Source organism: Lysobacterales bacterium, assembly GCA_016721845.1.
GTDB lineage: Bacteria > Pseudomonadota > Gammaproteobacteria > Xanthomonadales > Ahniellaceae > JADKHK01.
In genome coordinates this window covers 112,307-126,696 of record JADKHK010000013.1, presented here as the reverse complement: position 1 = coordinate 126,696, position 14,390 = coordinate 112,307, and the positions used below count along the sequence as shown (strand labels likewise).

The window sequence follows — 14,390 nt, the reverse complement described above, 5'->3', positions numbered from 1 at the left end:
CGGCGTGCCCTCCCACCCAAGAGCGAAGTTTCCGACCCATGCGCAAGATCGGCGTGCTGATGGACCCGCCCGGACGGATCCGGCCGGCCAAGGATTCCACGGTTGCGATGCTGCGCGCCGCAAGCCGGCGCGGGCACGAGATCCTCGTCTGCGGCCAATCCGACCTGGTTTTGGCGCCGGGCGGCGCGTCGGCGCGCTTCCAGTCCCTGCAGGTGCTTGCCGGCAACGACCCCTGGTTCAGCGCCGGCGAACGCCGAATCCTTCGTCTGGACGAACTCGACGTGCTGATGTTGCGCAAGGATCCGCCGGTCGATACCGCCTTCCTGCATGACCAGCTCTGGGCCAGCATGGCGCGCGAACCCAGGCCGCTGCTGGTGAATCACCCGCAGGCCCTGCGCGACTGCAACGAGAAGCTGTTCGCGCTCGAGTTCCCGCAATGCTGCCCGCCGACCCTGGTCGCGCGCGACGCAGCGCACTTGCGCGAGTTCGTCGCCGAGCACGATCAATGCGTGCTTAAACCGATCGACGGCATGGCCGGACGCTCGATCTTTCGCAGCCACCGCGGCGACCCGAATCTGAATGTCATTCTCGAGACGCTCACCGACAACGGCCGCCAGTTCGCACTGGCACAACGATTCATTCCCGAGATCAACGCGGGCGACAAGCGCATCCTCATGATCGATGGCGAACCGGTGCCGTTCTGCCTTGCTCGCATTCCGGGCGGTGATGACTTCCGCGGCAATCTGGCACGCGGCGGCCGAGGTGTCGCCCAACCGCTGAGCGAGCGCGATCGCTGGATTTGCACCCAGGTCGGTCCTGAGCTGCGCCGTCGCGGCCTGATCTTCGTCGGACTTGATGTGATCGGCGACTGGTTGACCGAAATCAACGTCACCAGCCCGACCGGCATCGTCGATATCGACGCCCAGGCCGGTACCGACATTGGCGCAATGCTGTTCGATGCCATCGAGAGCAAGCTCGCGTGAGCCAGCACCGCATCGGCCCCGAGGAGCGCCTGCGCGTCACCCTGCTGTTCTCGGCGATCCTGCATGCCATCGTGATCCTCGGCGTCACCTTCGACTACGAGGACCCGGCTGCCTACCTGCCCAGCCTCGACGTGATCCTCGTGCAGTCGGCCGCCGCGACCAAACCGGACAAGGCCGACTTCCTCGCCAATGCCTCGCAGCAGGGCGGCGGCGAATCCGAAGAATCGAAGCGCCCGCGCCAACCGGTCACCAGTCCGATTCCGAAAGCGACCGACGGCTTGGCACCGGCACCGCAACGCGCGGGGGCACCCAAGCCGCAGAAAGCGACGCCGCAACCGGTGCTGCGCGGCAGTGCCAAGGACTTCCAGGTCCAGCGTGTCGATGACGCACAGCCGGAAACGCCCGACGTGCCCCAGGTCAGCGCGCGGGAGCTGATCGAGCACAGTCTCGAGATGGCCAAGCTTGCGGCGGAACTCGAACGCCAGACCGAAGCCTATGCAAAACGCCCGAAGCGCAAATTCATTTCGGCCAGCACGCGGGAATACGCCTATGCCGCCTACATGCGCGCCTGGGTCGCGAAAATCGAACGCATCGGCAATCTGAATTATCCCGATGAAGCGCGGCGTCGGCAGGTGCACAACAGCCTGGTGCTGACCGTCGCGGTCAAGCGCGACGGCTCGGTCGAACGGATCGACCTGATCCAGTCCTCGGGCTCAGAGATCCTGGATCAGGCAGCGATCCGCATCGTCGAACTCGGCGCACCGTTTTCACCGCTGCCCGCCAGCGATGAAGGCATCGATGTGCTGCATATCACCCGGACCTGGCAATTCCTGGATGGCAGCGTCACCGGGAAATGACGACGCACATCGGGAACGCCGCGCCCATTACAATCGCGCCATGTCCTCGTCCCGCTACTTGTCCAGACACCTGCTGATCGCGATGCCTGCGCTCGAAGACCCGAACTTCGCGCGCGGCGTCACCCTGATCTGTCAGCACAATGAGGAGGGCGCGATGGGACTGACCGTCAATCGTCCGTCCGACTGGCGCCTCGGCGAAGTGATGCGACAGGTGGGTGTCACCCGCACGCCACCCGAGATCGCCGACCAGCGCGTATTGCTCGGCGGGCCGGTGCAGATGGAGCGTGGCTTCGTCCTGCACGAACCCGGCCAGCCTTGGGAGTCGAGCGCGAGCATCGGCGACGACCTGATGGTGACCACCTCCAGGGACGTGCTTCAGGCGATCGCGGCCGGTCACGGCCCGAAGCGCTACCTCGTCTTGCTCGGCTATGCCGGCTGGTCGGCCGGCCAGCTCGAACAGGAGATGCGCGACAATGCCTGGCTGACCGCCGAGCCGCGCGACAACGACATCCTGTTCGAGACGCCGATCGAGAAGCGCTGGGATGCCTCGGCGCGCCTGCTCGGCGTCGATATCCACATGCTGTCCGGAACCGCTGGACATGCCTGAAGCCACGATCGTGCTCGGATTCGACTTCGGCCTGCGTCGCATCGGCGTCGCGGTCGGTCAGCGCATCACCGGCACGGCCAGTGCCGTCGCCGTGCTGCGCAACGCCGACAGCGGCCCCGACTGGATGGCCTGCGATGCGCTGCTGAAGACCTGGCGCCCGGACGCCCTGATTGTCGGATTGCCGCTTGCCCGCGACGGCCAGGAGCAACCGATGACCCACGCCGCGCGCGCCTATGCGAACGCGCTGGAAGGGCGCTATCGCCTGCCGGTGCATTTCGCCGACGAACGCTTCACCTCGCGGGCGGCCGATGCCGAATTCGCGGCGGCGCGGCGAGCCGGTCTCGCGCGTCGCAAGGACGCAGCGATGCTGGACGCGCAGGCTGCGCGGCGCATCGTCGAACAATGGCTGAGCCAGCCGCAGACCGAGTCCAGCACCGCATGAACGCTGCAACGCCCCGACGCCACCTGATCACCCTCGCCGAGATGTCGCGCGCGGAGATGCAAACGCTGTTCGCGCTCGCCGATAGCCTGCGCGAATCGGATCGGCCGCAAGTATTGGCCGGACGCACGGTGGTGAACCTGTTCTTCGAGCCATCGACGCGCACCCGGGTCAGCTTCGAGCTCGCGGCCATGCGTCTCGGCGCGCAAGTGGTTCCCTTCGACATCGAACATTCCTCGACCCAGAAAGGCGAGACCCTGCTCGACACCTTGCGCAATCTCGAGGCGATGGGCTGCGAACAATTCGTGGTGCGCCACAAGGAAAACGGCACGCCGGGTTTCCTCGCGGAGCAGGCGGCCGAGGGCGTCTCGATCATCAATGCCGGCGATGGCAACCACGCGCACCCGACCCAGGGACTTCTCGATGCCTACACGATCCTGCGCCACAAGCCCGACCTGGCGAATCGCCGTGTCGCCATCATCGGCGACATCCTGCACTCGCGCGTCGCGCGCTCCGACATCCAGGCCCTGCAAACACTCGGCATTGGCGAGTTGCGGGTGGCCGGACCGGAGGCCCTGTTGCCCGGCCGTGATGCCTTGCCCGGTTGCATCGTGCACCATCGCATCGATGACGCGGTACGCGATGCCGACGTGGTGATCATGCTGCGCCTGCAGAAGGAACGCATGCAGCACGCGTTGATCGCGTCCGATGCCGACTATTTCCGCGACTGGGGCCTGGACGAAGCCCGCTTGCGGCGTGCTCATCCGCAGGCCATCGTGATGCATCCGGGGCCGATCAACCGCAATGTCGAGATCGCCGATGCGGTCGCCGACGGTGCGCAGTCGCGCATCCTCGAACAGGTCTCGAACGGTGTTGCCATCCGCATGGCCGTGATGGCCACACTCGCCGGCGCCGCGGGCTGATGAACAGGATCGCCCGTGCGCTGCTGCAAACCATCGTCACCACCGGACGCTGCGGACAATTCCTCATGATCGCCGGTTCGGCGGCGCGCTACCGTGTCGGGCAATTCAGGGCCCGCGCATCGTGACCTCCCGCCAGTTCCCCGTCGAAGATTCGCTTGCGGTGCTGATCCGCGAGTGTGTCGTTGAACTGCTCGAGCACCGCACGCCGGACGCCACGATCTGTCCCAGCGAAGCCGCACGCATCCTTGGCGGCGAACTCAATGTCGAATGGCGCGACCTGATGCGCCCGGTGCGCGATGTCGCCGCAAAGATGGCGGACCAGGGCGCGATCGACATCGTCCAGTCCGGCCGTCCGGTGAATATTCACGACGCCCGCGGGCCGGTGCGCCTGCGCCTGCGTCGCAAGCGCAGCCGCGGTCACTGAGTCCCGTCCGCATCCGCTAAACTCGCGGTCTTCTATTGACCGAACCGCGATCCATGAGCGAGACGCCTGTCCCCAACCATTTCATCCGCCAGATCGTCCTCGACGATCTCGCCTCCGGCAAACACACCCGCATCGCGACGCGTTTCCCGCCCGAGCCGAACGGCTACCTGCACATCGGTCACGCGAAGTCGATCTGCCTGAATTTCGGCATGGCTGCCGAATTCGACGGTCGCTGCAACCTGCGCTTCGACGACACCAATCCGGCCAAGGAAGACCCGGAATATGTCGCCGCGATCCAGGAAGACGTGCAATGGCTCGGCTTCGAGTGGGCGGAATTGCGCCATGCGTCCGACTACTTCGAGCTGATCTACCGTTGTGCGCTGAAGCTGATCCGCGACGGGCGTGCCTTCGTCTGCGACCTGAGCGCCGATGAAGTGCGCGAATACCGTGGCACGTTGACGCAACCGGGTCGCAACAGTCCATTTCGTGATCGTTCGGTGGCCGAGAATCTCGATCTTTTCGCGCGCATGAAGGCCGGCGAGTTTGCCGATGGCTCGCGCACGCTGCGCGCGAAGATCGACATGAGTTCAGGCAACATCAACCTGCGCGATCCGGCGCTGTATCGCATCCGCAAGGTCGAGCATCAGAACACCGGCAACGACTGGTGCATCTATCCGATGTACGACTTCGCGCACGTCGTCTCAGACGCGGTCGAAGGCATTACCCATTCCCTGTGCACACTCGAATTCGAGGACCATCGACCGCTGTACGACTGGTGCCTCGACCAGCTGCCGGTCTGGCACATGCCGGAGCTCGCCGACGAACTTGCCCGCCTCGGGCTGAAACCCGGCCGGCCGCGCCAGATCGAGTTCTCGCGACTGAATCTCGATTTCCTGGTGATGAGCAAGCGCAAGCTGCTCGCGCTGGTGAATGAAGGACTGGTCGCCGGCTGGGACGACCCACGCATGCCGACCCTGCGCGGCATCCGCCGCCGCGGCTTCACGCCCGAGGCGATCCGCAGCTTCATCCGCAATGCCGGCGTCACCAAGCAGGAATCGGTGCTGGAGTTCTCGCTGCTCGAGAACGAAGTACGCAACGATCTCGACGCCCGCGCCGAGCGACGCATGGCCATCATTGATCCGCTCAAGCTCGTGATCACGAACCTGACCGGACCGCATGAAGAAACGCTGCGCATGGCGAATCATCCCAAGGACGAGGCGCGTGGCACGCGTGCAGTGCCGTTTTCGCGCGAGCTCTGGATCGAGCGCGAGGACTTCATGGAGGTGCCGCCCAAGGGCTACCACCGCCTGGTTCCCGGAGGTGAGGTGCGTCTGCGCGGCGTCGGCATCGTGAAATGCGAGGACCTGGTCAAGGATGCGAACGGCGATGTGCTCGAAGTGCATTGCACGCTCGACGAGAGCACGCGCCATGGCATGCCCGGCGCTGACCGCAAGGTGAAAGGCACGATCCACTGGGTCAGCGCGAGACACGCCATCGCTGCGGAGACGCGTCTTTACGACCGCCTGTTCACGGTGGCCGATCCGGACGACGACCGCGACGGCAAGACCTATCGCGATCACCTGAATCCGAATTCGGTACGCGTCGTCACCGCGCGCCTCGAACCTTCACTCGCGGACGTCGCGGCGGAAACACGCTTCCAGTTCGAACGCCTCGGCTACTTCGTCGCCGATCGTGTCGACCATCGCTCCGACCAACCGGTCTTCAATCGTGTCTGCACCCTGCGCGATTCCTGGGCCAGGACGGTCAAGTAAGGTCACGCCGGGCGTGCGGCGTTGCCCCGCGCCCGAATCCTCACTAAGGTGCGCGCACTCCATCGGGGAGTAGCTGGCCGCGTGATCCTTCCGGATCCCGCCTCGTTCGCGTCAACATGCTTGGCCTGCATCGGCCATGGCGCGGACCGTCTTCGACGCGGCAAGACCGCTGGTTCGTTGCGCATCACCCGGGCCGGGACGTGCGTGACGGACCATCGTGTCCGCATCGTCCCTGCCCTCCGGAGTTCCCGTGGAAGCCCTTCTCCTCTCGACCCTCGCGGTCGCGATCGCCGAAATCGGCGACAAGACCCAATTGCTGTCCCTGGTGCTGGCCGCCCGCTACCGACGGCCGTGGGCGATCTGCCTCGGCATCCTCGCTGCGACGTTGCTCAACCACGCCCTGGCCGGCGCATTCGGCATGCTCATCGCACAGCGGCTGTCGCCAGATGCATTGCGCTGGATCATCGGCCTGAGTTTCCTCGCCGTTGCGGCGTGGACGCTGGTACCGGACAAACTCGATGACGAGGATGCATTGCCGACGACCGGGCGCGGCGTGTTCATTGCCACCTTGGTCGCATTCTTCATCGCCGAAATGGGCGACAAGACCCAGGTCGCGACCGTGGTGCTGGCCGCACAACACTCGCCGCTGTGGGCGGTGGTCGTCGGCACTACGATCGGTATGCTGCTCGCGAACGTGCCAGTGGTGTTCCTTGGCAGCAGACTCGCCGATCGCCTGCCGCTGCGCGCGGCGCGTTTCAGCGCGGCATTCCTGTTCGCGGCAATGGGCCTGTGGATGCTGCTGCGCTGAGCACCGAGGACCGTGCGATCCTTTGCCCACTCGACAACGGAGTACCGACGATGCGAATCGTGATGTGCTGCCTCGCAATGATGGTGTTCGCCGCCTGCGCGACCGTGGACACGGTCGCGACGACCGAACCGGAATCGCCGCTCACCTGTGCCGTGGACGCGGACTGCACCGTCAAGAACGTCGGCAACTGTTGCGGCGAATTCCTGCAGTGCGTGCATGTCGCACATACGCCCGATCCCGCCGGCGTGAGGGCGACCTGCCTGCGCGAGGGCCGCAGCAGCGTCTGCGGCAGCGCAGACATCAGCGGCTGCCAATGCGTCGATGGCCAATGCACCCCCCGGAACGCCACGTCGATCCAGTAACGCAACACCGAAGGAACGCAGCATGATCTACGCCCAAGTCCACCTGACCCTGCCCGCATGGGTGTCGTCCGACATCGATCCACTGACGCGCTTCGACGACGATGATTCGCGCATGCGCTTCGTCGCCGGGCTCGCCCGCAAGAACGTCGAACTCGGCACCGGCGGCCCGTTCGGTGCCGCGATTTTCGACGGCGAAGGGAGGCTCGTCAGCGTTGGCGTGAATCGCGTGATGCCGCAGAACTGTTCGCTCGCACACGCCGAGATCATGGCTTTCCTGACCGCGCAACAGCGCCTGCAGCGCTTCCGCCTGAACGAGGGCGGCGGCCGCTACGTCCTGGTCACGTCGGCGCAGCCCTGCTGCCAATGCTATGGCGCGAGCTTCTGGGCAGGCATCGACGAGATGCACATCGGCGCCCGCGCCGAGGACGTGATGAGCCTCACCGAGTTCGACGAAGGTCCGCTGCCCGCCGACTGGATCGGCGAACTGGAAAAGCGCGGCGTGGCGGTGAAGCGCGACCTCCTGCGCAACGAGTGTCGCGATGTACTCGCGTTCTACAGCGCCAGCGGTGGCGCGAATTACTGAACGATCGCTCGCGGTTCCGCAAAGCAGAAGGGCGCCTTGCGGCGCCCTTCGTTTTTTTCATTGCCGAACGCTTATTCGAAGCCGTCGCCGAACAAGCCCGCATTGCAGCCGCCGACATGCGCCACGACCGCGGTGAACGGCGTATTGCTCACGCCAGACACGTTGACGTTGTCGATTTCCCAGCCGTAGTCCGCGGCGGAAGAATCCGCGGCAACACCGAAGCGCAAGCGGATCGTCTGTCCCGCGACCGGCGATGCGGCCGGGATGTCGATGCGATAGGTGTTGAAGTTCGGCCACGCCGCATTGGTTGCACGATAGGCGAGACGCGACGGGAAGAAACTCGTTGCCGTGAGCGCGCCCGAATACGCCGGCGTCAGGGCCGCGCCGGTCAAGGTCGTGATATCCGCCCAGGTCGCACCGTCATTGGTCGAGTACTCGATGACGCCACCATCCCAGTTCGGCGCTTCGAAGCTGTGTGCGCTGTCGTAGGTCATCACGAACGGATCGCTAGCCGACATCGCCAAGGGCGGCGACACCAGCCAAGTCACGAACGGACCGCCGAGGTTCGGACCGTACAGCGTATGGTCGGTCGCCGAGTAAGCCAGCTGTCCCCAATAGAAGGTATCGCTCATCGTGCCTGCGGGAACCGGTCCGTAGAGACTGGCCAACTGCTTGGTCCACGCGGTGTCGGACTCGAACGTGTCGACCAGCGACGAGTTCGGCACGACATTGGCATTGACGCGCAATTCGAACTGGTTGATCGCGGCATTGTCGAGGGCAGGATCATTCACCTCGACATCGAAGACCGCGCCGCCGATCGCCGCGAAGCCCTGAGCGCGAACCGGAATCGCGACCGTCACCGATGAGAAGGCCGCGGATGCAGGCACCGCGAACGTGTTGCCGTTCGGGAAACTGATGCCAGCGGTCGGCGAGGTCACGGTCACCGTGGTGTTCAACAACGACTGGAAGCCGGAGTTGCGAACCACGACGTTCAGCGCACCGGTTTCCTCATTGTCGAGCTCGCCGTCGGCATCGCAAGCGGCGGTGCTGTCGTCGAGCGTGGCGGACACCACTTCAGCCGCCGAATCGAACGCGAAGCTCTGAACGGTGCCGGCATTGGTGAGGGAGAACCGATCCGGTGCCACCGCACCCGAACCCGCACCGCGACGCGCAAAGCCCGATGCGCAGATCTGGAAATCCTGCTCGTCTTCGGCCTGGATCGCCGACAGCAGGGCATCACGCGCTTCCAGGATGGTCGGTGCCGGTGGCGTCAGCTTGTAGCCCGCGATGATGTAGCGCTTCATGCGGTCCTGCGACTCGGCGAAGCTGAGTCGACCGGTGTCGCGCAGCAGGCCGGTGTAGCACTCCCACAGCATCGAGGCCCAGACTTCACCGATGTTGTGGACTGCGGCGTTGTCGGCCGCACCATTGGCGCTGCGCGGCACGGACGGGTCGATGACGGCGCCGGTCACCGTATGACCGTAGGTCAACGGATCCTTGTTGAAGTTGGTCGAATACGGGTAGCGACGAATGCCGAAGTACGGCCCGGTGTTCGGGAAATACGAGGTGCTCGGACCGGACTGCGAGTGCGAGGCGACACTGTAGGTGCCGACATAGTTCGGGTTGCTCGGCGCCAGATCGTCGTCTTCCTTCACCTGCATCAGCAGCGAATGGAAGTCGGCCCAACCTTCACCCATGCCACGACCGGTATTGTTGGTCAGGCCGGCCGAATTCTGGACCAGGCGGTTGCTGATGTAGTGGCCCCACTCGTGCGCGATGACCGCGTTGTCGATACCGCCTTCACGCGAGACCGCAGGCGGTTCGCGACGCAGGCGCAAGGTCACGGTCGTCGGTGACGCAATCGCGGCCTTGATCGCATTGCCATCTGCCAGGGACACCGAGAAATACGGAATCGTGAAGGCGGGCAAGGACCCGGTGACGCTCACGCCAACCGTGCTGGTGTTGATGAACAACACGGCGATGGCACCATTGGCCTGTGCGTTCGCGAGGGTGGTGCCAATGCTGCAGCCGCGCGTCGCTGCGACACGATCGACCAGGGCGATCTTGCCGTTGACGGCGGCATCGTTGACGAATGGCGTCTGGCAGGCATCGGTGGTCGTACCGTTGGTGCCGGTCACGCTGCCATCGTTAACGACCACCACGTCATTCGTGATGTCCGCCGTCGCGCCGGGCACCGACGGCGTCACCAGCACGCCGACGGCCGAGGTCACCGACGGCAGCACGACGCCCGCCAGATAGTCGACGCGACGCGGTGTCTGGCCGGACCAGGTGTACATCTGCATGCGCGGACGACCGCCGTCCGAAGGCGTCGACATGTTGGCATTGTTGGTGCCACTCGCATCCTGGGCTTCGGCCTTGATGCTGTCGCCACCGATTCCGAGTCCGGAGTAATTGACCACCTGGCCATTGCCCGAGGCTTCATCGAAGCCGGCGTCGTAGTACCAGTCGTGCAGCCAGTTGTTCATGTAGAACAGGTTGACGATCCCGGCCTGACGCTGGGTGGCGTTGACGCCGACATCCAGCGAGGTGTCGTAGACATAGTTGAACGTGTCCACGCCGTTGGTGGCACCACGGAGGTCGCCGGCACTGAACCCATCCGGATTGTTGAAGTCGGCATAGGCTTCGGCGTTGTTGCCGGTGGTCTCCGTCGCGCCGGGCGCAAGCCAGATGTGTGCAGGGTTCGAAATCGGTCCCTGTGTCAGGGTCGTCGACACCGACGGCACGAAGGGCGGTTGCACGCCGTCCGGCTGGGCCGTCGGATGCGGCGCATTGGCGCGGCCCTCCGGGCCCGGATACGGCAGCAGGGCGCCGGTCGTTTCGGCGTAGACGCGATAGGTATGTTCGGCCGTCTGGTTGTGACGGAACAAGACCTGCCCGTCCTTTGCGCTGATCACGTAAGCGTAGTAATCGGCAGACGATTCGGGCGTCTCGGCGACCTGGACCTCGACGTAATGCGCCGGAATCAGCCCTGCGCCCGAGCGAAACCAGACCGGCTTGACGCGCGCAGGCTCGGCCAAGGACGCACCGTTGGCTGCAGCAGGCAGCGCGATGTTCTGGAAGCCACCTTCGCCCTGACTGATCGAGGCTGACGCGGCGGCCGCGGCATCGAAGCCGTAGTCGGCCAGTGCCAGCGCTGCAGCATCGGCACCACTCATTGCAAACATTGCCGCACGTGCGCCGGGCGCCTGCATCGACGCATCGATCAAGTCCGTGCTGGCGATGTAGCCGCCCACTGAAACGAGATCGCCACGCGGATTGATCAGCACCGAAATGCGCTCGCGGAACACCTCGATACCACCGGCGGCGTTCTGAAGCTGCACGATCTGCGAGCCATTCTTCAGCCGCGACGTATTCACCACCTGCAGCGCATCGATCTGGTCGGCACCGACCTTGTAGGCATCGGCAAGTCGCTTGAGATGCACGCGGGCAATGCCTTCAGGCGTGCCGACGGTCGGACTCATCGGCGAACGCGAAGCATCCGGGCCGGCCCAAAGGAAGGTCGGCACACCGAGACGGTCGTCGACATGACCACGGAATTCGGACAGCAAGCCAGCGCCGATCACCGGCGCATGCGCACGTGCTGCAGGCCGAGCATCGGCCCAGCGATCGATCGGTGCGAGATCCTTTGTCAGCGCCGACTGTGCCAGCGTCGCCGTTACCATCATCGCCAAAGCGCGAATCGTCGGCGACACTCGTCGCCCGCTACTCGAATTCCCCGTTACCCTCGGTGCCATGCTTATTACCTCGATCGCAAGAATGGATGTGAATCGAATGATTCACTTGTGCTTCAGCAAGCCGCCAGATTCTGATCCTTCATCGTTGCGGTCGCAATATGCAATCGCACAACGGTCCGCACTGCGTGTTGCCGGAGGAACCGGCCGGTGACTCAACGTCTGATCGCCCTCACCCGCACCGGTTTTGAACCCGAATGCGCGCAGGAACTGGAGCACGAACTCGCTGCACGTGGCGGTGCCGGTTATGCGCAGACCCGACGCGACAGCGGCTTCGTCGAATTGCATGTGCACCAGCCGCCGCAACGAAAGCTTCGCGTTCGTGAATTGATCTTCGTGCGGCAATTGCTGCCCGTGCGCGCGTCGTTCGAAGCTCTGGATCCGAAGGATCGGGTCGGACCGATCCTCACTGATGTGAAGGCGTCGGGCGTGATGCTCAGCGATGTCTGGGTCGAAACCGCGGACAGTCCGGATGGCGAACAATTGCGTGCGTTTGCGCGCAGCTTCGAATCCGCGATGGCGACCGCGTTGAAGCGCGAAAAGCGCTTCGACGCGCGCAGCATGCACCGCCTGCACTTGTTCGCGCACAGCGGTACGCAGATCGATGTATCGATTGCGACCCATGCCGAAACCGCGCCATGGAAAGGCGGCATTCCGCGCCTGCGCTTTCCGTCCGATGCACCGAGCCGCTCCACACTCAAGCTCGAAGAAGCCTTTCTGGTCCTGCTCGACGACGACGAACGCGGGCGCTGGCTGCAACCGGGCATGACCGCCGTCGATCTCGGCGCCTGTCCCGGCGGCTGGACCTACCAATTCGTGCGCCGTTCGATCCGCACCTTCGCGGTCGATAACGGCGCGATGGCGGAGTCGTTGATGGCCACCGGGATCGTCGAACATCTGCGCGCCGACGGCTTTCGGTACCAGCCGAACAAACCGGTGGAGTGGATGGTCTGCGACATGGTCGAACAGCCGATCAAGGTCGCCGAACGCATGGCGACGTGGTTGCGCGAAGGCTGGTGCCGGCACACCATGTTCAACCTCAAGCTGCCGATGAAGAAGCGCTGGCCCGAAGTGCAACGATGCTTCGAGGCGATGCGCGCGGCGGTACCGTTCGAGCTCGATCTGCGTGCCAAGCAGCTGTATCACGATCGCGAGGAAATCACCGTGTTCGCGACGCGCGCCTGAGGCATCGCCCGCGCGCACGCGATGCCGTAAATTGCACGAGTCGTCCTGCCGGAGTCCGCCATGCTGCCCTCGCGCTTTTTCGCCTTCGCGATCGTCTGCGTGTCCGCAATCGCCAGCCTGTGGGCGGCCACTATGCTTGCACCGGCATGGTGGCTGGCCTTCGCGGGTTTCGCGGCCCTGGTGCTGGTCGGCCTGCGCGACCTGACGCAATCGCGTCAGGCCATCCGTCGCAACTATCCCCTGCTTTCGCACTTCCGCTTCTTCTTCGAGCGCATTCGTCCCGAGATTCGCCAGTACCTGCTGGAAGACGACACGGAGGAACTGCCGTTCTCGCGGGTGCAGCGCTCGATCGTCTATCAGCGCGCCAAGAACGAGGTCGACAAGCGCCCATTCGGGACGCAACTGGATGTCTATGCCGCGCAATACGAGTGGATCAACCACTCGATCGCGCCGACCGATCCGCCCACACACGACTTCCGCATCGCGATCGGCGGCGAGCGCTGCGCCAGCCCGTATTCGGCGAGCGTATTCAACATCTCGGCGATGAGTTTCGGCGCACTCAGTGCGAACGCGATCCGCGCCTTGAATGCCGGCGCCAAGCGGGGTGGCTTCCATCACGACACCGGCGAAGGCTCGATTTCTCGTTATCACCGGGAAATGGGCGGCGACCTGGTCTGGGAGATCGGTAGCGGCTACTTCGGCTGCCGCAACGGCGATGGCTCGTTCTCGCGCGAGCGCTTTCGCGAGAACGCAGCGTTCGACGCAGTGAAGATGATCGAGGTGAAATTGTCGCAAGGCGCGAAACCCGGACACGGCGGCGTGCTTCCGGGCGCCAAGGTGACCGCGGAAATCGCCGAGGCGCGCGGCGTGCCGGTCGGCGTCGACTGCGTCTCGCCGGCGCGGCATTCGGCGTTCTCGACCCCACGCGGACTGCTCGAATTCGTCGCTGAATTGCGTGAATTGTCGGGCGGCAAGCCGACCGGGTTCAAACTCGCGATCGGACACCCGTGGGAGTGGTTCGGTATCGCCAAGGCGATGCAGGAGACCGGCCTCGTGCCCGATTTCATCGTGGTCGATGGCGGCGAAGGCGGGACCGGCGCCGCGCCGCTGGAATTCACCGACCATGTCGGCGCGCCGTTGCGCGAAGCGCTGATGCTGGTGCACAACACCTTGGTCGGTCTTGGTCTGCGCGATCGCATCAAACTCGGCGCCAGCGGCAAGATCGTCACCGCATTCGACATCGCGCGCACCTTGGCGCTCGGCGCCGACTTCTGCAATTCCGCGCGTGGCTTCATGTTTGCGCTGGGCTGCATCCAGGCACAGAGTTGCCACACCGGCCGTTGCCCGACGGGCGTGACCACGCAGGACGCACTGCGCCAACGCGCGCTGGTGGTGCCGGACAAGGCCGAGCGCGTCTACCAGTTCCACGCCAACACCCTGAAGGCGCTGCGCGAACTGATCGCCGCCGCCGGCCTGGAACATCCGCGCGAACTGGGGCCGGAGCATTTGATCCGGCGCGTGTCGTCGACCGAAGTTCGCTCGCTCGCGGCCTTGCATGTGTGGGCCAAGCCGGGCGAGTTGCGCGACGGGACGCCCGAACATCCGGTGTTCAAGGTGTTCTGGGATGCGGCACGCAGCGACACGTTCGCGGCGCCGCCCCACGTGCTGTCGCTGCGGGGTTCCAAGTTGCAGTAG

General features: G+C 64.8%; 13 protein-coding genes. 12 read left to right on the top strand and 1 reads right to left on the bottom strand.

The window, feature by feature from the left end; all coding sequences use genetic code 11:
• The first annotated feature begins 38 nt into the window (after positions 1 to 38).
• From gshB to IPP28_07860, 10 genes are all read left to right on the top strand, one after another.
• Positions 39 to 983: a glutathione synthase gene (gene gshB, locus IPP28_07905; GenBank protein MBL0040954.1), complete on the top strand. Its 945-nt coding sequence runs from the start codon at positions 39 to 41 to the stop codon at positions 981 to 983.
• A gap of 41 nt (positions 984 to 1,024) precedes the next feature.
• Entirely contained in the window at positions 1,025 to 1,840 is an 816-nt protein-coding gene (locus tag IPP28_07900) for an energy transducer TonB (protein MBL0040953.1), read from the top strand.
• Between the two features lie 40 nt (positions 1,841 to 1,880).
• Positions 1,881 to 2,447, top strand: a complete 567-nt coding sequence (locus IPP28_07895; protein ID MBL0040952.1) for a YqgE/AlgH family protein — start codon at positions 1,881 to 1,883, stop codon at positions 2,445 to 2,447.
• On the top strand, positions 2,440 to 2,889 hold the full coding sequence (gene ruvX / locus IPP28_07890; GenBank protein MBL0040951.1) for a Holliday junction resolvase RuvX: 450 nt from the start codon (positions 2,440 to 2,442) through the stop codon (positions 2,887 to 2,889). The genes IPP28_07895 and ruvX overlap by 8 nt, the downstream gene beginning before the upstream one ends.
• A complete protein-coding gene (locus IPP28_07885) occupies positions 2,886 to 3,809 on the top strand; it encodes an aspartate carbamoyltransferase catalytic subunit (GenBank protein ID MBL0040950.1) in 924 nt (307 codons plus the stop codon). The genes ruvX and IPP28_07885 overlap by 4 nt, the downstream gene beginning before the upstream one ends.
• A 160-nt stretch (positions 3,810 to 3,969) precedes the next feature.
• Complete coding sequence (locus IPP28_07880; protein ID MBL0040949.1) at positions 3,970 to 4,233, top strand: DUF3253 domain-containing protein; 264 nt, start codon at positions 3,970 to 3,972, stop codon at positions 4,231 to 4,233.
• A gap of 53 nt (positions 4,234 to 4,286) precedes the next feature.
• Positions 4,287 to 6,005: a glutamine--tRNA ligase/YqeY domain fusion protein gene (locus IPP28_07875; protein MBL0040948.1), complete on the top strand. Its 1,719-nt coding sequence runs from the start codon at positions 4,287 to 4,289 to the stop codon at positions 6,003 to 6,005.
• Between the two features lie 250 nt (positions 6,006 to 6,255).
• Positions 6,256 to 6,813, top strand: a complete 558-nt coding sequence (locus tag IPP28_07870; protein ID MBL0040947.1) for a TMEM165/GDT1 family protein — start codon at positions 6,256 to 6,258, stop codon at positions 6,811 to 6,813.
• Between the two features lie 50 nt (positions 6,814 to 6,863).
• The gene (locus tag IPP28_07865) at positions 6,864 to 7,175 is read left to right on the top strand and encodes a hypothetical protein (protein MBL0040946.1); all 312 of its coding nucleotides are present in this window, start codon (positions 6,864 to 6,866) and stop codon (positions 7,173 to 7,175) included.
• 22 nt (positions 7,176 to 7,197) lie between these two features.
• Complete coding sequence (locus IPP28_07860; GenBank protein MBL0040945.1) at positions 7,198 to 7,758, top strand: nucleoside deaminase; 561 nt, start codon at positions 7,198 to 7,200, stop codon at positions 7,756 to 7,758.
• A 71-nt stretch (positions 7,759 to 7,829) separates the two neighbouring features.
• Here the strand turns inward: IPP28_07860 and IPP28_07855 are convergent, their stop codons facing one another.
• Positions 7,830 to 11,450 carry a M36 family metallopeptidase gene (locus IPP28_07855; GenBank protein ID MBL0040944.1) on the bottom strand — a complete coding sequence of 1,207 codons (3,621 nt, stop codon included), beginning with the start codon at positions 11,448 to 11,450 and terminating at the stop codon, positions 7,830 to 7,832.
• A 222-nt stretch (positions 11,451 to 11,672) separates the two neighbouring features.
• Between IPP28_07855 and rlmM the strand changes: the two genes are divergently transcribed.
• Together rlmM and IPP28_07845 are read left to right on the top strand one after the other, a co-directional pair.
• Positions 11,673 to 12,695: a 23S rRNA (cytidine(2498)-2'-O)-methyltransferase RlmM gene (gene rlmM, locus IPP28_07850; protein MBL0040943.1), complete on the top strand. Its 1,023-nt coding sequence runs from the start codon at positions 11,673 to 11,675 to the stop codon at positions 12,693 to 12,695.
• A gap of 60 nt (positions 12,696 to 12,755) precedes the next feature.
• A complete protein-coding gene (locus tag IPP28_07845; protein ID MBL0040942.1) occupies positions 12,756 to 14,390 on the top strand; it encodes an FMN-binding glutamate synthase family protein in 1,635 nt (544 codons plus the stop codon).